Origin of the sequence: Wylensekiella montiformis (genome assembly GCF_009697385.1) — a bacterium.
GTDB classification, from domain to species: Bacteria; Bacillota; Negativicutes; order Selenomonadales; family Selenomonadaceae; genus Selenomonas_A; species Selenomonas_A montiformis.
Map to the genome: position 1 here is coordinate 21827 of NZ_VUNL01000018.1, position 16575 is coordinate 38401.

A 16575-nucleotide genomic window follows, 5' to 3' on the forward strand; every position below is an offset into this window, starting at 1 on the left:
GGTTTTTCCATTCTGTCCGGTATGTGAGTTGGGTCTATCTGCCTGTATCAGTAAAAAAAGATTGACAAGACTTATTTCCTATACTAAACTGGTTATTGTTAATTTGGATGTAGTATACCCGGAATTGATGGATACCAAAGCGTATCCCTTTTTATTTTATAGGAGGCAGATTACACAGAATGAGTATGATGACCAATGATAAGCTGAGAAATATTGCGATTATTGCCCATGTCGACCATGGCAAGACTACGCTGGTTGATGCGATGCTCAAGCAGAGCCATGTGTTTCGCTCCAATGAGCAGGTAGCTGAGCGCGTTATGGACTCCGGCGATATCGAGCGTGAGCGCGGGATTACCATCCTGTCCAAGAATACAGCGATCATGTACAATGGCATCAAGATCAACATCGTAGACACGCCGGGCCATGCGGATTTCGGCGGCGAGGTGGAACGCGTCCTGAATATGGTTGACGGCGTTGTTCTGTTGGTTGATGCGTTTGAAGGGCCGATGCCGCAGACGAAGTATGTTCTGCGCAAGGCGCTGGAGCAGAAACTCAAGCCGATTGTGGTAATCAATAAGATTGATAAGCCGAATCAGCGTGTGGATGATGTATACGATGAAGTACTGGAGCTCTTTATGGAGCTTGACGCAGACGACGATCAGCTGGATTTCCCGGTTATCTATGCCACAGCGCGCGACGGCATTGCCAAATACAATATGGAAGATGAGAGCGACAATCTTGAACCGCTGATGGAGACGATTGTGAAAGAGATCCCCGCGCCGAAAGGCGATCCGGATGCTCCGCTTCAGATGATGGTTACGACGCTGGAATCTGACTCGTTCGTCGGCCGTGTGGCCATCGGCCGTATCATCCGCGGCACGGCAAAGCCGAATCAGAGTGTGGTCATCATCAACGGGGATCAGGAAACGCGTGCGCGCATCGGCAAGGTTTATGTCTATCAGGGATTGAAGCGCGTAGAAACCGAGTCCGCCAGCATGGGCGAGATTGTAGCGCTGACCGGTCTTGGTGATGTTTCGATTGGCTATACGGTCGCTGATGCAGAAAATCCGGAGGCATTGCCGACGATCAATATCGATGAGCCGACGCTGTCCATGACGTTCGGCGTCAACACAAGCCCGTTCGCCGGCCGGGAAGGTCAGTTTGTGACCTCCCGTCATCTGCGTGACCGCCTGTTCAAGGAGATCGAGACGAACGTGGCGATGAAGGTCGAGGAAACGGATTCGGCCGATGTATTCAAGGTTTCCGGACGCGGCGAGCTGCATTTGTCCATTTTGATTGAAGAGATGCGCCGCGAAGGCTATGAACTGCAGGTCGGCAAGCCGGAAGTTGTTTATAAGACGATCAATGGCCAGCTCTGCGAACCAATTGAAAATCTGACAGTCGAAGTGCCGCAGGAATACATGGGCGCTGTCATGGAAGGTCTGGGAACGCGTAAGGCGGAGCTGACGAATATGTCAGAGACAGCCGGATATATGCGTCTGGAATTTACAATCCCGGCTCGCGGCCTGATCGGCTTCCGTTCGGAGCTTCTGACGAGCACGAAAGGCAATGGCATCATGAACCATGTGTTCCATGGCTATGCGCCGTATAAAGGAGATATTCCGGGCCGTACGCGCGGCTCTCTGGTCGCTTTCGAACAGGGCGAGACGACAGGTTATGGAATTTATACCCTGCAGGACCGTGGTACGATGTTCATCGGCCCGAACGAACAGGTCTATGAAGGCATGATCGTCGGGGAAAATTCCCGGGAAAACGATATCGATATCAATCCGTGCAAGAAGAAAAATGTTTCCAACATGCGTACGTCCTCTTCGGATGAAGCGATACGCTTGACACCGCCGCGTATCCTGTCTCTGGAGCAGGCCATCGAATACATCAACAATGATGAACTGGTCGAAGTGACGCCGGAACATATCCGCCTGCGCAAGGCGATTCTGGATCGCACGGTGCGCGGGCGCAATGCGAAAAATTCCCGTAAAGGCTGATATTTCTTACGTAATGTCCATTTGAATAAGAAAATCCTGCGAGATACCATATTTTTTCGCAGGATTTTTGCATTTTACGAGGAAATATGTTATTATGTTAACAGTTGAGCCGCAATGGACGGATAAGAAAATAAATTTCTGCGTTAGGCGATTGTTTTGTGGAAATTTTGCGAAAAATATTGACTATTGGAAGGACGAGATGACATGGGTGGAATTTCACTGATCAAGGACAAGGTAATGAACGTTGTTGATTTCATTATGCCGCCGTTGGACGAAGAGGAAGAACTTGGCAGTGAGATTTCTGCAGCCGGAGAAAAGGCTGCGGGGGTTCATTCTGCCCGGACTGCCAGTGCATCGGTGAATTGCTTTTCCGAGGATCTGAAAGTATCGAATGGCGGCACTATCCATGTCGAGCGTCCGTCTGCTGCTCCTTCCTATTCGCGTCAGAGCAAGTCTCGTCCGCAGTTCACGGTTCATACCATGAAGCAGCCGGCGCTGAAGGTGCAGATTTATGCGCCGCGCAATTTTGATCAGGTGACCGCTATTGCGGATGATCTCAAGGCGGGAAAAGCCTGCGTTGTCAATTATGAAAAAGTGGAGACAGAGGAGCAGCGCCGTATCTGTGACTTTGTGAATGGCGTCTGCTACGTGCTGGACGGCTGTGCGAAGCGTATTTCTGCTCAGATCGTACTCTATGTTCCGGAGGGTGTCGATGTAGCGGAAGCTATGACGGTTGCTCTTACGGATTGATTGCTGCCCGCCGCTTATGATGTTTGTCTTGGACCAGGCAGTCTGTTGAGACTGTCTGGTTTTTTATTGCAGTTATGCTGCATCCATATCATGTACAGGAGATGGGTTTTCGTGAAAAAAAAGAAAATATTGGATGCCGTTTTAGAAGAATTTGCCAAACTGGCTGCGATTCCTCGCAAATCCGGACATGAACAGGCCGTCAGCGACTTTTTAAAACAAGATCTGACTGCGGCCGGATTTACGGTGATTCAGGATGAACGCGGCTGCATTATTGCAGATAAACCGGCCAGCAAAGGATATGAAAAAGTCCCCCGGGTTATCCTGCAGGGACACATGGATATGGTTTGCGTTGCCGAAGAGGGGTACGCCTATGATCCGCTCAAAGATCCGATCAAACTGATTCGCGGGGAAAAATATCTGGAGGCAGAGGGGACGAGTCTTGGCGCAGATGATGGAATCGGCGTGGCCGAAGCCATGTATATCCTGAAGCATGCGCAAAATCACGGACCGCTCCGTATGATTGTCACAGTTGACGAAGAGCAAGGCATGACCGGTGCGATACATTTAGACTCCCGTTATCTGACGGATGCTGCCTATTTGATCAACTGCGATTCGGAGAACTACGATGAATTGACCGTCGGAAGCGCAGGAAGCGTCAATCTGGATTTTTCCCGCAAATTGACGCGGCAGGCAGCAACTCAGCCGAACGGCTGGCAGATTGAGGTTAAAGGGCTTCTCGGCGGTCACTCGGGCGAACGTATCGGCGACGGGCGCGGCAATGCGATTCGTACGCTGGCTTTTGCCCTCGCTGCCCTGCAGGAAAAGGGCAGCGTAGAGCTGGCGTCCTTTACCGGCGGCAAGGCGCGCAATGCAATTCCGGATGATGCGAAGATGGTGATCGCTGCGGATCTCGATCAGGCTGCCATGGATGCTGTGCTGAAAACGCAGCGGGAAAACTACCTCAAGATGTACGGCGGCGTGGATCCGGCGGTTCAATTTGTGTTGACCCGTGTCGATGTGCCGCAGCAGGTGCTTACCGCTGACGTTACAACCGATTTCATCCGTCTGCTGACGATCCTTCATACGGGCGTATTTGCTATGTCAACGGTCATTCCGGGCCTTGTGGAGACTTCGGCGAACCTCGGCGTCGTTTCGATGAATAAGGAGGAAGTAACGGTTGCATACTTCCCGCGCTCGGCTGTGGACCAGAAACTCAACGAGTTCTGTTTCATGGCAAAGGAATGGGCGGCGCTTACGGGCTTTACCGCTCATATTGGCACTCAATCGCCGGGATGGAAGGAAAACAAGGACAGCCGGCTGGCGAAACTCATGACAGGGATCTTTAAAGAACAAAACGGACTGGATATGAAAGTGGAGACGATTCATGCCGGACTGGAATGCGGATGGCATTTCCTCAAAAATCCCAAACTGGATATGGTTTCCATCGGCGTGACGACCAAGGACATTCACAGCCCGAATGAAAAGCTGCTGCTGGATACCGTTGAACCACAGGTTCATCTGATTTTGGAAACCCTGCATCAGATTGCCGAACGGGGGTAACGGATAAAAACTCCATGCCGCAGAATGTGGAGGGAAAAGGGGCGATGGACTATGTTAAGTCGGCGTTCGTTTATTCGCAGCATACTGGTTGGCCTGGGCGCAATTTGTGCAGGAGACTGGGAAAAGCTGGTTAAGGCAGCGGAAGGAAGAGCATATTATCGCGTGGTGGTGCTGGGAGATCCCCATCTTCCCGTGCGAATCCTTCATCACCCGCACAAAGCGGATCAGGAAAAGATACTGGCTGCCAAAAATGCTGTGATCGATGACATCAACAGCTGGCCCGATGTCGATGCCGTAGCCGTAGTCGGCGATCTGGTTGAGCAAAGGGCCGTGCCGAAAGAATATGCCTATATCCGCAAATTCTTCGGCCGCTTGAAGCACAAACTGTGGGTGATCAATGGCAACCATGAATTCCTCTATCGGGATCAGCCCAGGCCGGATGGCAAGCCGGTCGTTGCAGATCCTGCTGTCTGGAAACGCAAGCTGGAATATTTCCGTACCTTTTGGCAGCTGCCGAAGCGTTGGTATACGAAGGAGGCCGGGCCATATCATCTCATTTTTCTGTCTGCCGAAGGAGCTTTACCGACAGAGATGGGCGATGAGCAGCTGGATTGGCTGACAAAAGATCTGGCCGCACATCGCCAGCAGCCGACGCTGATTTTCTTCCATGGTCCCTTGTACAATACTTTGTTGAATTATAATGATAAGGTCAATAAAGAACGGACCATTGCCATGCCGGAAAAGCGGCTGCATCCTCTGCTGGATGCCAATCCGCAGGTGAAGCTGTGGATCTCCGGACATACACACACGCCCTGCCGCAACGCAAGCTTTGCGGCAAAGGGGATCAATCGGTACAACGAGAATACCTATGATATTCACAACGATTGTATGGATCGGAAAAAGATCGTGACCAATTCCTTGTTCCTGTATCCAGATCGTATTGTAGTACGCACTTATGATCATCATAACGCCTGCTGGCTGACCGGATTGGACCGGGAATTTCCTCTGTACGGAACAGAATCTTAACCGAGTAGAAGCGACAGAAAAGACAGCCCTTTTTGACCAAAAAGATACAGCGAAAGCGGCCTGTCCATTGCGCATCATGCGCGATGGGCAGGCCGCTTTTTGTGTTTCATGATACGGTTCATCGACGTGCAGAATGTTTGCTTCATCGATACGCCGACTCCAATATCCGGATAAATCTTCACGTAGTGGTTCAGGTTTGCCAATGCCTTTATAACTGTTACGATCAATATCTTTGATTAAAGCCAAGATTCGTTTTAAGGTTTTCTTATCCTGCTTTTGCCAGTAGCAAAAGTCGTCCCAAGCGTCATCTGATCATGATTTTATCATACATTGACCTCATGGACGGTTCCCTGCCCTGCTTCGAGCTGCGCAATGGATCTTTTGAGTCTGGCGATGTTTTCCTCTGTGTAAAACGGATCGTCAGGGGCAGATATCTCAAAGGGAATACGCCTTTCGTGGGTTACTTTTTTGGCAAAGATGGTAAAAGCGGTAGTAAGATTCATACCCATTGCCTTGCAAACATTTTCCATGTCATGTTTTAACTCAGCATCCATGCGCAGGTTGATGGTAGATTGTGTTATGGATATCACCTCCGTAACATAATTATATAACGATTATACGTACGCTGTAGAGATAAAAGGGGATGTTTTGTTGCATATTGTATGATTGTCTGGCGGCTCTGGCAAGCGTTTGTGGCCATTATCGAATGATATTCGCTCGAAGCAGTTTATTCCGCTGTTTCCACAGGTGGATGGGGAATAGTGTTGGAAAAGGCTCATGAACTGTTGGATTTTAGAGGCTATGAGGATTTATATGAGAATTATGGCAATCTGGCGAAAATCAGTTTTGATTATGCGGTGGTGGAGAAGGAAAAGAGCATTGGCGTGCTGGAGCTTCCGGCAGGCTGCAAGCATAAGGTTACGGCTAAGAGCCGCATGATTATTATGGATGTGCAGATCGGTGAAGCGATCTCCAAGGAAAATAAAATCAAGTGAAATCGAGTGTAACTTATTGAGGATGAGAAGTATGTTTTTGAAGAAAATGAAATCTTTTGATTTCGGCGTTGGAAAAGACTAATGGGGCCTATGCTTTGGCTAAAATTTCGGGGCTTAAATATTGTGAGTTTTTGAATAAACAGTATGGTACAGACTATATTTCCGTCATGCCGACCAATCTATATGGGCCCAATGATAATTATCATCCTACGCACAGTCATGTCATGCCGGCGCTGATCCGTCGTTTCCATGAGGCGAAGGAGCAGGGCTTGGAGTCTGTTACTTGCTGGGGGGGGATGGTTCGCCGCGTAAGCTCTTGGATGTATCAAAAGCTACGAAGCTTGGTTGGACGTATAAGACGGAGTTAAAAGACGGCATCAAGCTGGCCTACGAGGACTTTTTACATAATCCGATGAGGGCTGAGCGGTAAGGAAATTTAATGGGATAAGGAAGGATTTCATGCGTTATTGTACAGAGGCCTTTGGTGCCTATGATATTCGTGGAATTTATCCGCAGACGATAAATGAAGAGCTGGCTTATCGGATTGGCCGGTTTTTTCCGGATTTGTTTGGAGCGGGCAGGGTGGTAGTCGGCAACGATATTCGTTTGTCAGGTCCTGTTTTGAAAAGAGCGTTGGTGCGAGACCTGAGGGAGTCAGGCTGTGATGTACTGGATGTGGGCCAGTGCGGTACGGAGATGATCTATTTTGCTACGGCGCATTGAGGAAGAATACGGGCCAAAGGGGAACGTTACGAAAATCGATGGCTTGTCCGTGTCGTTTGACGACTGGCGTTTCAATCTGCGTAAGTCCAATACGGAACCGGTGATCCGTTTGAATGTGGAATCTCGGCATAATGATGCGTTGATGCGGCAAAAGACCGAAGAATTGCTGGCTAAAATCGTGAGGTGATCCGATGTTTGTGGTAAAGAAAAATTCAGAAATGGTGAATAAGACGTTCCGTCTGCCGGTGGATTTGGTACAGCGGTTGACGGAGGTGGCGAGGGCGCAGGATGTGTCGGTGAATAATCTGGTGCAGCAGTGCTGCGAGTATGCGCTGGGCGATATGGGCGGTGTGGAGAATATGCGGCAGGGGAAGTAAGCGGAAAAAGTCATGTGGACAGCAGAAAAGGCACCGTTTCCGACGAGGGAAAACGGTGCCTTTTTACTGTGCCTATTTTTTCGGATAAACACCGATGGTGAGGATATTGATCCAATGGAATCGCTGGCCGAGGTTCCGGAAGATGACCGCTCCAAGCATAGCCAGAAAAAGCGTAGCTGCGTAGAAGAGAATCGCGGTGGGGGCCGTCATCAGGATGCCATGATGCTGCAGAAACAGGGATAAATAGGTGATCGCGACAGGGTGTGCCAGATACGCGAAATAAGAATGGCGGCCCAGCTGGTGAAGGATGGGGTTCAGGAGCGACGGATAGGGCTGTTCGGTAAATATGGTGAAGAAGAAGATCGAAGCGGCGATCGTATAGAAGATACCTGCCGGACACAACTGATGTGCGGTGTTGATGGCTTCCATGGGCGTATATCCGGTGCAGCCGATCAGATAGTAGTAATAGGTCAGAAGCAGGGAAAGGCTTGCGAGGAAGCATAGGGTAATGCTGCGCGAATGGTTCTGCATGAATTTCCGAAAGGATGAGATATGGACGGCAAGCCATCCGCCCAGGATAAAGATAAACAGATAGTGCATGACCCAATAGTTCAGGCGATAGAGAAGAAACGGCTTGAGCACGGATCCGTCCGGCAGGCCGTAAATAAACAGATTGAAGGATGTGCTGAAGCTGGACCAGTAGTCAAAGGCAATCTGCGCGATCAGGAGAATGGTCAGACTCACTGCGCCGGCCCGACGTACGATCCAGATCCATAGGGGCATCAGCAGATAGAACCAGAGCAGAATGACAAGGAAATACAGCTGGTATTTTGCGTTGCCGAAAAAGAGCAGAACCAGAAGGTGGAGCGGGTCGGGGAATCCTGTCCCATAAAGGATCCCGTCATGGATCAGGTAAAACAGCGACCAGACCAGATAGGGGATCAAGACGGTCTTAAACCGTCGCTTTAAAAAGGAGCGATAGTTGAATGGTGCATTCATGTCCAGATTATAGAACAGACCAAACGCGGAGATAAAAAAGAAAATGGGAACGCTGAAACGCGTCGCGACTTCGAACAGGGCCGTCAGATTGATATTTGCCGAGGGGTTGCCGAGATATTGAGAGCCGACATGGATGCCGATGACTCCCATCATAGAAATTCCCCGAATGTATTCGATTGCTGCCAGCCGAGGCTTGCGCGGACGGGGAAGAGATGCTTGCGTGGACATGGATTCGAAAGCTCCTTTTTGAATTAGTCGCTGATCAGGAAATCAATATGAACACGGGCTGTGAGGGATAGGTTGCCCGGTTCAATCAGCGTATCTGCAGCGGCGTCTTTGGCTGCCATAATCATCGCATTGCCAAAGCGGCGGCTTTCCAGATAGCCGGAACTTTCAGAGACGCTCTGAATACCGATGATGCGTTTTCCCAGACATTTTGCGATAATCGATGCTTTGCCGCGAGCATCCTGTACTGCATTGGACAGCGCTGTGCTGCGGGCTGAGTGTGCATCGCTGGCGGTGAATTCCAGGGAATGAATCTCGTTGGCACCTGCCTGCAAAGCCGCATCAATCACTTTTCCGGTACGGTGAATATCACGGACGACAACGTTCATGGAATGGCTGACCGTATAGCCGTCAATTTCATTGCGGCGCGATTCTTCCTTGCGGTATGTCGGCTGGAAGGAGTAATTGCCGGTCTGAATATCCTTCGCGTCGATACCCAGTGCCTTAATGGCCTGAGCAATCTGATTGGAAGTCCAGGCATTATCATTTTGCGCCTGACCGGCATTCGCCGCATGCGAAGTGATGCCTATGGTGATCGTAGCCTGATCCGGGGCGACGGTACCGGTCCCCTGTCCGTCGACGGAGAGGATTGGCGGTGCAGGCTTCTCTGCGGCCAGCGCCGTACCCGGCGCAGCAGATACCATGGCTGTCAGGGTGAATAGGGCAGCGAAAACAGTAGATTTGAAAGAAAACATAATAAACCTCCTCTGGGTCGAAAAATTACAGATTCTATTCTATCATACTTTGAAAGAAAATCCCATGAATGAAGGGCCGGGCAAAGAAAATTCGCCAGAAGGCAGGAATTTTCCGGAATGGGTAGAAATAAATTACATAAAGATACGAACCATCGGATCTTTTCGCTTGTTAGGATTGACTATAGAGACGAGATAGGAGATGCTTTATTATGATGGCATTGAACTTTCAGGCAGCAAAGCATAAAAAAATGCTCATGGAACGCACCAAAAACTGTACGGTTCGCCTTGGTGATGTGACGCAGCTTTATCCGGAAGGCTCCGTTGTGTGGATTACGACAGGGAAAAAAGGAGAGCCGAAGCATAAGCTTTATTCGGCCTATCTGGACAAGGTGCGCGTAAAAACTATGGGGACATTGACCTCGAATGATCTGGGGCATCAGAATCCGGAAATCAATTCGAAGGAAGAATTGGTCGCGGATTTTGAGAAAATATACAAGCGGCGCATTCTCATGGAAGATACCGTTACGGTGATCTATTTTACCGAGGTACATGATGATTTGGACAAAAGCCCGGTAGAATAAGGATTTGTAGCGATGATGATAGCGGAAGCGTACTAAAAACGTACTACTCTCGCATGTCATCAAGCATATCGGCGATTTTTTGTCGCTGGGCGGCATACATGTGACTGTAGATCTTGAGTGTGATGGATGGGTCCTTGTGGCCAAGCCGGTCGGCAACCTCGACTGGTGTGCAATGAGCTTTGATGAGAAGGCTGGCGTGAGAGTGACGCAAATCATGGATGCGTATCTCTTTCACGCCAGCCTTTTTTGCGCCGTCATGGAGCTTCTTGAGTAGGGCGGCGCGGGTGATGGGGATGATGTGCTCTTCGCTCGTATAGGCGGACATGCGCCGATAGTCCTGCAGCATCTCGGCGATGAAGCGCGGCATGATGATGGTGCGGTCGCCGGAGCTGGTCTTTGTGGTGCTGACGTATGAAGTCTTCTGCAGGCGGTACAAGGTTTTGGTAATCGAGATGGAATTTGTTTCGAAGTCGATATCATCCCAGGTGAGCGCCAGCATCTCGCCGACGCGCATGCCTGTCCAGAAAAGCAAGTAGAAGGCCATGATGTGATGGGGAAGCTGCAGGGCGGACATGGCGAAGCGCTGGAATTCTTCGAGCGTCCAGAAGTCCATCTTCGCGCTGGTATGCATTGAGAAGCCGCCGACAGCCTCGGACGGGTTGCTGGGTAGGCTATAGTACTCCATCGCGTAGTTGAGGATGCTCGAGAGCTGCGCGTGGATCGTGCGCAGGTAGGTCGTCTTGTAACCTGCGCGCAGCAGCTCCTCGCGCCAGCGATTGATGGTGCGGCTGTCTATGTTACCAATAATCATATCGCCGAAGAAGGGAATCAGATGGTTGCGGGTGATATTGCGCTTTGTGTAGTACGTCTGCGGCTTAAGGCGCAGCTTGGCGCTCTCGAGGTAGGCCTTGGCAAGCGCGGTGAAGGTTATCTCTGGCGTGCCAGCGTATTTATCCAAAAATTCCCGCTCCCACCCAAGTGCCTCGCGCTTTGTGTCGAAGCCTTCTTTTTTCTTCTTCCGGCGCTTGCCGGTCCAGTCTTTGTAGTAAAAGGCGCAGTACCAGCGGCCTGCGTCATTCTTATATGCGGGCATGGGATCACAACCTTTCTACCTTTTTCGTGGACCCACGAATATGGTATAATAAAAGTATACAGTTATCCAAAATGGTGTACCTGCTCACGCTATGCGTGCATCCATCGCGCAGATGAAGAGCAGGAGCGGCTACGGCTGATGTAGTACGGTTAGAGAGCAGGAGTCATGAGAAGGCGCCCTGCTCTTTTTGTTTACGAGGTCAGGCCATTACCTTCATCGCTTGGCGTTTCTTTGCTTTTCGGATTGAAATGCTTGTCGCAGGTCCAAAGGCCATCGATATGCTCGAAAAGGTCTGGCTTGATGGGATTGTAAAGAGGGTCCAGGATAAAATCAATGCCCTCGCGACGGGCGAGTTTGGCGGCGGGCACAAAATCGCTGTCTCCGGATATGAGGATAATCTGGTCGACCTGGTGCTTGAAGGCCAGTGACGCGATGTCGAGGCCAATTTTCATATCAACGCCTTTTTGGTCCACCTCAAGTTGAAAATCTTGTTCTTGTAAATCGTCAAACTGCATGTGCCCATTGCATAGCTTCTTGATGATCTTTGGACGGATGGAGTAATGTGCCTGTTCGTCAGCCAGTTTGCCGAGCCGGATTGCAAATTTCCTCTTTTTCTTCAACGCATCCATGAAGGCTAGCATCCAAGTATATAGCTCCGACCGAGAGAAATCGACTTGTCTCTGTAAGAATGGATGAAAAACCTTTTTCTCCATGGGCAGGCAGTCATAGTAAAAGATTCGGTAAAGTAGTCGTTCAACGTCGTGCTTTCCTTGCTGGTGTCGGATGTGCTTCCAACAGTAGGCACTCAGCTCATCGGCTCGTTCGGCTGCGGTCTTCTCTCCCAGCATGGATTGTGCTCTGCGACGGTAGAAGCCACCGTCTACAAGAATGGCGGTTCGGATGATGGGGCCTTGCATGCAATTCATTGTTCATTCTCCTCAGTCAATAAAAAAAGTCTCTGGATTCGGCAACACCCTTATAGGCGGGCTGCTTACTACCAGAGACGTTATTAGCGTACAACTGCTTTGTTGTATTAATATTATATCGTTCTGGTAGTGCTTTGTCAATCAATTTCAATCATTTTGCGGTTCTAACTGTACCTAACTGTATCTATCTGTGCTTAAGTGAAGCGGTAGCAACCTTCCATCAGAACTTGCTGATGCTCTGGATTACTCTGCCGATGATGCGGACAGGGAGCTTCTCGACTTCTTCGCGGCTGTAGAAGTGTGGGGCGTAAACGGCGACGTTGTGGCCGATGAGCGTCAGGCCGGTATCCGTCTCTTTGACTTCCTTGACGGTGGCGTCCTCACCATCGACGAGGACGACGGCAATCTGCCCGCTCTCGACGCTTTCCTGGACGCGCACGATGATGGTGTCGCCGTCGTGGATGGTCGGCTCCATAGATGCGCCTTTGACCACGAGGCCGAAATACTGGTCGCCGCTCTTGTGTAGGCGCTCGTCGATGTACTCGTAGTCGATGATTTCTTCTTGGGCGAGGATGGGCTGGCCAGCAGCGACGCGGCCGACGACCGTGATGCGGTAGGTATAGCGGGTGACTTTCGGCGCGGGCGGGGTGGAGGCGTCTCCGCCCAAAAGGTTTTCTACTGGAACATTCGTTGCCTTTGCAATTGCTTGGAGTGTCGATACACTCGGATTATATCGGTCTTTCTCGATATCCCCTATATAAGACCGTGACAGGTTGGTAGCTTTTGCCAGTTCCACTTGCGTCATGCTGGCATTTTTCCTAGCGTCACGAATCTTCTCTCCAATACTAGCCATGGGACAGTCCTCCTTTGTTTTTTGTATGGTAATTATGGGCGGCTTTTTTATTCTTTAAATACCTTTATGTTGAGCAACATCCGATGTATTACACTCCGCAAGAATCTGAGCAGCCGATACTGGACCGTGTATGAGCCCGATTTGTTGGCTGGTGCATAGCCAGCTGATAAGGTTATATTCGTAACGATAAGCATCAACAAAACTATTGAAATCGGATTGCGTAGGCAGCTGTTTGAAGATGATGTCGTCGATTATTGGTTGATATTTTTTTTGTAAAGGATTCCAGTGAGAGGCTAGATTTTTGATTCCATAGTGATAGAAAGTGTTATGGCTACTGACAGCTATGTAATATGATGCCTCTTGACTCAGACGGAACAAGAACCGACAAAGTGCGTAGAAGGTCATAGCATCGGTATAGCCATAGGCGCCAGTGACACCAGCTAACAGCCAGGGCGGAGCGAGAAGATATCGGGCAAAGCGGTTAGCTTCCGCTTCTATACGTTGGTTGGTATATTCATCCATGACCTGCCCCGAATGCAACTGATTAAGATGCCCGCAGAAATAATGGCCAAGTTCGTGAGCTAAGGTCCATTTCTTCCGCTCGATTCTCTGTGCTTGGTTGTAGAGGAGAACATATAGATTTTCCTCGGGAAGATAGATAATCTTACCCTCTAAACTGTGAAAATGCCTCTTAATTTGAAAAGGAGAGGGGAACCAGTCTTCTATTTCTGCATACTTTTGATAAGTCATTGCCTGAAAATTTGGTTCAAGGTCGATCAGCATATTTAGCAGCCGTTTGACCTTCACAGGGAATTGTGCCGGCAACCACTCTAAATGAATATGAGCGACAATAGATAATATTTCTTTATTTGTCATAATCAAAAATCATCCGGATCATCTACGTGTTCGTGAACTTGTTCGGCTTTCTTTTTCTTGAATATAGCTGTGTTCAGTAATTCTTCCACATCGCTGTGAGGAAGCTCGTCGATAAGACGATGTAATTCAACATATGCTTTAGGCTTTACTGTTGTGACAGCCGTCTCTCCCGCCGCCTTGCCCTCGCCGCATCCGTCTCCGTTCTGGAAGCCGCCCGGCTCGTCGGTGCGGCCGAGGAGGTAGTCTGTGGAGACACGGAAGAAGGCGGCGAGCTTTTCAACGTTTCGACGTATACTTCCGCCATTTTCATATTTTGCATACGTTGTTCTATCTATGTTCATAGCTTTTGCACAGTCAGCCTGGGACATGCCCTTAGCTTCACGCAGGGCTTTTAGTTTTTCGGATGCGTTCATATATATCACTCCTTGATAATATTATATGTGAAAATCTTTCACGTATAAAGTGTGAAGTTTTTTCAGCAAAAAGGGTTGACAGTGAAGTTGCTTCACATTATAATAAAGGCATATTAAGTGAAGAAACTTCACATAGGGAGGTGTTTTGATGAATAATCTAAAGAAGATTCGCTTGGCGCTAAATATCAGTCAGGAAGAACTGGCCGAAAGGCTCCATGTAGAACGCTCAACCATTGCAAAATGGGAAAATGGTACATATCCTCGAGCAAGCAAACTGGAAAGTATTGCAAAAGTCTTGAATTGTACCGTTGATGATTTATTGTGCGCGAAAAAGTGAAGAAACTACACACAGAAAAGGTAAGGAGGACAAAACATGAAAGTACAGACGATTGCAAACACCAAAGAAGAAGCAGAAAAAGACTTGGCCGAGTATGCGGCTAAGCACGGGATAAAGGAGGCAGAAGCATGAGCGATTTAATTCCGGTTGACTACAGCGGTGAGCACGTGCTCACGACGGAACAACTTGCACAGGCTTATGAGTGCGAGCCAAAACAGATTAAGCAGAACTTCAACAACAATAAAGCACATTTTGAAGAAGGCCGTCACTACTACAAAGTAGAGGGCGAAGCACTCAACAATTTGCGGGTCGAAAATATCGACCTGCAAATCTCCCCGATGACACGAACGCTTTACCTTTGGACACGCCGCGGTGCAAGCCGTCACAGTAAGATGCTTGGCACGGATAAAGCATGGGAGATGTTCGACGCGCTGGAGGAGAACTACTTCAATCCGCGTCCGAAAGCACTCACACCGGCCGAGCAGATGGCACATGGCCTTCTGGCGGCGCAGAAACTGCTGGATGAGAAGGACAAGCGCATCGAGGAGATGCGGCCCAAGGAAATCTTTGCCGATGCAGTGAGCGTCAGCAAAACGGATATCCTCATCGGCGACCTCGCGAAGCTTATCAAGCAGAACGGGCACGATATCGGGCAGAAGCGCCTCTTCGCATGGCTGCGCGAGAAAGGCTATCTCATTAAGCGCAAGGGGCTTGATTGGAATATGCCGACGCAGAAAGCAATGGAGATGAAGCTGTTCCGCGTCAAAGAAACGGTGGTCACGCACTCGGATGGTCATACGACCATCAGCAAGACCACGAAGGTTACGGGTAAGGGTCAGGTTTATTTTGTCAACAAGTTCCTGAACGGGAGCAAGGCGGTACTGGAGTGAGGTGAGCGGCATGAACGTATGGAGGAAGCATAAAGGTAAATTTGAGAAAGTGAACGGCCCGTTCCTCGACAGACTATTCGATTGGTGGGAATGCACCACGCCGGGCGAGTTTACCACTGAGCGTCTGCGCATGATTGCAAGAGCGCGGAAGGTTATGCGTAAGAAGGGCATGAAGTGCATGGAGGGATGAGGGAATGAGCGAACAGACAAAAGAAAAAACCCCTACCGCAATGGCGGCAGGGGGAAAAAGAGCTTTCCGGCCTCAAGATGTTCAGCGCATAAGAGAGGTGCGCATATCGTCGGAGCTTGATTTTGGCGAAGTTAATCATCTTTTGGCAAGTGGATGGACATTGCTGGAAGTTTATAAGCCGGATAAAGGTAGAGTCTCTTTTATCCTGGCAACGACAAAGCCACTGAGGTTCGACATGAGGCAGGGACTTCCTGCTGAGAAAGGTATGGAGCGATGAGACATGACAGAGCGCTACCAATTCCATTTCCGCCACATCCTCAAGGACGGAACCGTCCTCAAGGAGGGCGAGAAGCTGCCGGTCACACCGGCGAGCCAGGCGGCCTTTGCAAAGGTTGCACGCATCCTCATCGAAGCCCGCAAATGGAAAAGCCCTAGCTCACGCAAGGGGGAAGAAGTAAGGCGGCCGAGGCCGACCTTGAGAGGTGGGCAACAGAGAAGGGCATGAAGTGTGTGAAGGCTTAAAAGAGGAGGTGGTAGCAATGGCACGAGATAAGCCCACTGGTCCTATGTCAAGATTTAGTACAACATAAAATGAGAAATTTTAATTATTTTCAGCTTACCAATCGTGATTCTCTAGCAACGCTCGCATTGTAAAGTTTTTCAAAGTCATCTGGCGAAAGATATCCACAATGGCTGTGAATCCGCTTTGTGTTATAAAATGCTTCAATATACTCAAAAATTAGGCCGTGAGCATGATTAAAATCCCGGATTCTAAAGCGGTTCAGCCATTCACGCTTTATCAATGCGTGAAATGACTCGATACAGGCATTATCCCATGGATAAGCTTTCTTGGAATAGCTCCGCTGCATTCGTGCGGTGGCTTTCTTATATTCTTTAGCTACGTATTGGCTGCCTCGATCTGAGTGGATAATCCGTGGTAAATCGAGGTTGCGACGTAATTTCGCTTTTTGAATTGTTTCCGTCACGCAGCTTACTTCTA

22 protein-coding genes and 4 pseudogenes are annotated in these 16575 nt (G+C 49.4%); 16 read left to right on the forward strand and 10 right to left on the reverse strand.

Going from position 1 to position 16575, the window contains the following annotated elements; all coding sequences use genetic code 11:
- Window positions 1-185 precede the first annotated feature (185 nt).
- From typA to FYJ78_RS12195, 4 genes are all read left to right on the forward strand, one after another.
- Window positions 186-2006: a translational GTPase TypA gene (typA, locus tag FYJ78_RS12180; RefSeq protein ID WP_154621687.1), complete on the forward strand. Its 1821-nt coding sequence runs from the start codon at window positions 186-188 to the stop codon at window positions 2004-2006.
- Window positions 2007-2210: 204 nt separating this feature from the next.
- On the forward strand, window positions 2211-2756 hold the full coding sequence (locus FYJ78_RS12185; RefSeq protein ID WP_154621665.1) for a cell division protein SepF: 546 nt from the start codon (window positions 2211-2213) through the stop codon (window positions 2754-2756).
- Between the two features lie 90 nt (window positions 2757-2846).
- Entirely contained in the window at window positions 2847-4316 is a 1470-nt protein-coding gene (pepD, locus tag FYJ78_RS12190; protein ID WP_154621666.1) for a beta-Ala-His dipeptidase, read from the forward strand.
- A gap of 51 nt (window positions 4317-4367) precedes the next feature.
- The gene (locus FYJ78_RS12195; RefSeq protein ID WP_195847971.1) at window positions 4368-5342 is read left to right on the forward strand and encodes a metallophosphoesterase family protein; all 975 of its coding nucleotides are present in this window, start codon (window positions 4368-4370) and stop codon (window positions 5340-5342) included.
- A 135-nt stretch (window positions 5343-5477) separates the two neighbouring features.
- Here FYJ78_RS12195 and FYJ78_RS12200 read toward each other — a convergent pair.
- Together FYJ78_RS12200 and FYJ78_RS12205 are read right to left on the reverse strand one after the other, a co-directional pair.
- Window positions 5478-5654 (reverse strand): annotated as a pseudogene (locus tag FYJ78_RS12200) (Txe/YoeB family addiction module toxin); the annotation flags it as partial.
- An 11-nt stretch (window positions 5655-5665) separates the two neighbouring features.
- Complete coding sequence (locus tag FYJ78_RS12205; RefSeq protein WP_328597723.1) at window positions 5666-5932, reverse strand: type II toxin-antitoxin system RelB/DinJ family antitoxin; 267 nt, start codon at window positions 5930-5932, stop codon at window positions 5666-5668.
- A gap of 76 nt (window positions 5933-6008) precedes the next feature.
- Here FYJ78_RS12205 and FYJ78_RS13055 point away from each other — a divergent pair.
- The 6 genes and pseudogenes from FYJ78_RS13055 to FYJ78_RS12235 form a co-directional block, all read left to right on the forward strand.
- A pseudogene (locus tag FYJ78_RS13055) lies at window positions 6009-6098 on the forward strand (sugar phosphate nucleotidyltransferase); the annotation flags it as partial.
- 8 nt (window positions 6099-6106) lie between these two features.
- The gene (locus FYJ78_RS12215; RefSeq protein WP_154621668.1) at window positions 6107-6337 is read left to right on the forward strand and encodes a hypothetical protein; all 231 of its coding nucleotides are present in this window, start codon (window positions 6107-6109) and stop codon (window positions 6335-6337) included.
- 53 nt (window positions 6338-6390) lie between these two features.
- A pseudogene (locus FYJ78_RS12220) lies at window positions 6391-6767 on the forward strand (NAD-dependent epimerase/dehydratase family protein); the annotation flags it as partial.
- 29 nt (window positions 6768-6796) lie between these two features.
- A pseudogene (locus tag FYJ78_RS12225) lies at window positions 6797-7057 on the forward strand (phosphomannomutase); the annotation flags it as partial.
- Between the two features lie 46 nt (window positions 7058-7103).
- The gene (locus tag FYJ78_RS12230; RefSeq protein WP_235900067.1) at window positions 7104-7247 is read left to right on the forward strand and encodes a hypothetical protein; all 144 of its coding nucleotides are present in this window, start codon (window positions 7104-7106) and stop codon (window positions 7245-7247) included.
- 4 nt (window positions 7248-7251) lie between these two features.
- Entirely contained in the window at window positions 7252-7437 is a 186-nt protein-coding gene (locus tag FYJ78_RS12235; RefSeq protein WP_154621670.1) for a hypothetical protein, read from the forward strand.
- A gap of 72 nt (window positions 7438-7509) precedes the next feature.
- Here the strand turns inward: FYJ78_RS12235 and FYJ78_RS12240 are convergent, their stop codons facing one another.
- Window positions 7510-8664 (reverse strand): acyltransferase, encoded by a 1155-nt coding sequence (locus tag FYJ78_RS12240; protein ID WP_154621671.1) that lies wholly within the window; start codon window positions 8662-8664, stop codon window positions 7510-7512.
- Between the two features lie 23 nt (window positions 8665-8687).
- Complete coding sequence (locus FYJ78_RS12245) at window positions 8688-9416, reverse strand: SIMPL domain-containing protein (RefSeq protein WP_154621672.1); 729 nt, start codon at window positions 9414-9416, stop codon at window positions 8688-8690.
- 209 nt (window positions 9417-9625) lie between these two features.
- Here FYJ78_RS12245 and FYJ78_RS12250 point away from each other — a divergent pair, with 209 nt between their 5' ends.
- Window positions 9626-9997, forward strand: a complete 372-nt coding sequence (locus tag FYJ78_RS12250; RefSeq protein ID WP_154621673.1) for an ASCH domain-containing protein — start codon at window positions 9626-9628, stop codon at window positions 9995-9997.
- Window positions 9998-10040: 43 nt separating this feature from the next.
- On the opposite strand, the gene FYJ78_RS12255 is transcribed toward FYJ78_RS12250, so the two are convergent.
- From FYJ78_RS12255 to FYJ78_RS12275, 5 genes are all read right to left on the reverse strand, one after another.
- The gene (locus FYJ78_RS12255) at window positions 10041-11090 is read right to left on the reverse strand and encodes a site-specific integrase (RefSeq protein ID WP_154621674.1); all 1050 of its coding nucleotides are present in this window, start codon (window positions 11088-11090) and stop codon (window positions 10041-10043) included.
- Between the two features lie 191 nt (window positions 11091-11281).
- Window positions 11282-12016 carry an NYN domain-containing protein gene (locus FYJ78_RS12260; RefSeq protein WP_235900062.1) on the reverse strand — a complete coding sequence of 245 codons (735 nt, stop codon included), beginning with the start codon at window positions 12014-12016 and terminating at the stop codon, window positions 11282-11284.
- 220 nt (window positions 12017-12236) lie between these two features.
- A complete protein-coding gene (locus FYJ78_RS12265) occupies window positions 12237-12869 on the reverse strand; it encodes a LexA family protein (RefSeq protein WP_154621675.1) in 633 nt (210 codons plus the stop codon).
- Between the two features lie 54 nt (window positions 12870-12923).
- Window positions 12924-13745, reverse strand: a complete 822-nt coding sequence (locus FYJ78_RS12270; protein WP_154621676.1) for an ImmA/IrrE family metallo-endopeptidase — start codon at window positions 13743-13745, stop codon at window positions 12924-12926.
- A 2-nt stretch (window positions 13746-13747) separates the two neighbouring features.
- Window positions 13748-14158, reverse strand: coding sequence for a helix-turn-helix domain-containing protein (locus FYJ78_RS12275; RefSeq protein WP_154621677.1), 411 nt, complete (start codon window positions 14156-14158; stop codon window positions 13748-13750).
- Window positions 14159-14306: 148 nt separating this feature from the next.
- Here FYJ78_RS12275 and FYJ78_RS12280 point away from each other — a divergent pair, with 148 nt between their 5' ends.
- The 5 genes from FYJ78_RS12280 to FYJ78_RS12300 all read left to right on the forward strand — a co-directional run bounded on the left by FYJ78_RS12280 (window position 14307) and on the right by FYJ78_RS12300 (window position 16080).
- Complete coding sequence (locus tag FYJ78_RS12280) at window positions 14307-14495, forward strand: helix-turn-helix transcriptional regulator (RefSeq protein WP_154621678.1); 189 nt, start codon at window positions 14307-14309, stop codon at window positions 14493-14495.
- 128 nt (window positions 14496-14623) lie between these two features.
- On the forward strand, window positions 14624-15385 hold the full coding sequence (locus tag FYJ78_RS12285) for a phage antirepressor KilAC domain-containing protein (RefSeq protein WP_154621679.1): 762 nt from the start codon (window positions 14624-14626) through the stop codon (window positions 15383-15385).
- Window positions 15386-15395: 10 nt separating this feature from the next.
- Window positions 15396-15575 carry a hypothetical protein gene (locus FYJ78_RS12290; RefSeq protein WP_154621680.1) on the forward strand — a complete coding sequence of 60 codons (180 nt, stop codon included), beginning with the start codon at window positions 15396-15398 and terminating at the stop codon, window positions 15573-15575.
- 4 nt (window positions 15576-15579) lie between these two features.
- On the forward strand, window positions 15580-15852 hold the full coding sequence (locus tag FYJ78_RS12295; RefSeq protein ID WP_154621681.1) for a hypothetical protein: 273 nt from the start codon (window positions 15580-15582) through the stop codon (window positions 15850-15852).
- A 3-nt stretch (window positions 15853-15855) separates the two neighbouring features.
- A complete protein-coding gene (locus tag FYJ78_RS12300; RefSeq protein WP_154621682.1) occupies window positions 15856-16080 on the forward strand; it encodes a hypothetical protein in 225 nt (74 codons plus the stop codon).
- Between the two features lie 106 nt (window positions 16081-16186).
- On the opposite strand, the gene FYJ78_RS12305 is transcribed toward FYJ78_RS12300, so the two are convergent.
- On the reverse strand, window positions 16187-16575 hold a 389-nt coding region (locus FYJ78_RS12305; RefSeq protein WP_154621683.1), incomplete at its 5' end, for an integrase core domain-containing protein.

Coding starts and splice junctions, on each gene's coding strand:
- FYJ78_RS12195 (WP_195847971.1), top strand. CDS start 4,368: ATGTTAAGTCGGCGTTCGTTTATTCGCAGCATACTGGTTGGCCTGGGC.
- FYJ78_RS12270 (WP_154621676.1), bottom strand. CDS start 13,745: ATGACAAATAAAGAAATATTATCTATTGTCGCTCATATTCATTTAGAG.
- FYJ78_RS12280 (WP_154621678.1), top strand. CDS start 14,307: ATGAATAATCTAAAGAAGATTCGCTTGGCGCTAAATATCAGTCAGGAA.
- FYJ78_RS12240 (WP_154621671.1), bottom strand. CDS start 8,664: ATGTCCACGCAAGCATCTCTTCCCCGTCCGCGCAAGCCTCGGCTGGCA.
- FYJ78_RS12265 (WP_154621675.1), bottom strand. CDS start 12,869: ATGGCTAGTATTGGAGAGAAGATTCGTGACGCTAGGAAAAATGCCAGC.
- FYJ78_RS12290 (WP_154621680.1), top strand. CDS start 15,396: ATGAACGTATGGAGGAAGCATAAAGGTAAATTTGAGAAAGTGAACGGC.
- pepD (WP_154621666.1), top strand. CDS start 2,847: ATGTACAGGAGATGGGTTTTCGTGAAAAAAAAGAAAATATTGGATGCC.
- FYJ78_RS12295 (WP_154621681.1), top strand. CDS start 15,580: ATGAGCGAACAGACAAAAGAAAAAACCCCTACCGCAATGGCGGCAGGG.
- FYJ78_RS12235 (WP_154621670.1), top strand. CDS start 7,252: ATGTTTGTGGTAAAGAAAAATTCAGAAATGGTGAATAAGACGTTCCGT.
- FYJ78_RS12245 (WP_154621672.1), bottom strand. CDS start 9,416: ATGTTTTCTTTCAAATCTACTGTTTTCGCTGCCCTATTCACCCTGACA.
- FYJ78_RS12285 (WP_154621679.1), top strand. CDS start 14,624: ATGAGCGATTTAATTCCGGTTGACTACAGCGGTGAGCACGTGCTCACG.
- FYJ78_RS12275 (WP_154621677.1), bottom strand. CDS start 14,158: ATGAACGCATCCGAAAAACTAAAAGCCCTGCGTGAAGCTAAGGGCATG.
- FYJ78_RS12250 (WP_154621673.1), top strand. CDS start 9,626: ATGATGGCATTGAACTTTCAGGCAGCAAAGCATAAAAAAATGCTCATG.
- FYJ78_RS12255 (WP_154621674.1), bottom strand. CDS start 11,090: ATGCCCGCATATAAGAATGACGCAGGCCGCTGGTACTGCGCCTTTTAC.
- FYJ78_RS12185 (WP_154621665.1), top strand. CDS start 2,211: ATGGGTGGAATTTCACTGATCAAGGACAAGGTAATGAACGTTGTTGAT.
- FYJ78_RS12260 (WP_235900062.1), bottom strand. CDS start 12,016: ATGAATTGCATGCAAGGCCCCATCATCCGAACCGCCATTCTTGTAGAC.
- FYJ78_RS12300 (WP_154621682.1), top strand. CDS start 15,856: ATGACAGAGCGCTACCAATTCCATTTCCGCCACATCCTCAAGGACGGA.
- typA (WP_154621687.1), top strand. CDS start 186: ATGATGACCAATGATAAGCTGAGAAATATTGCGATTATTGCCCATGTC.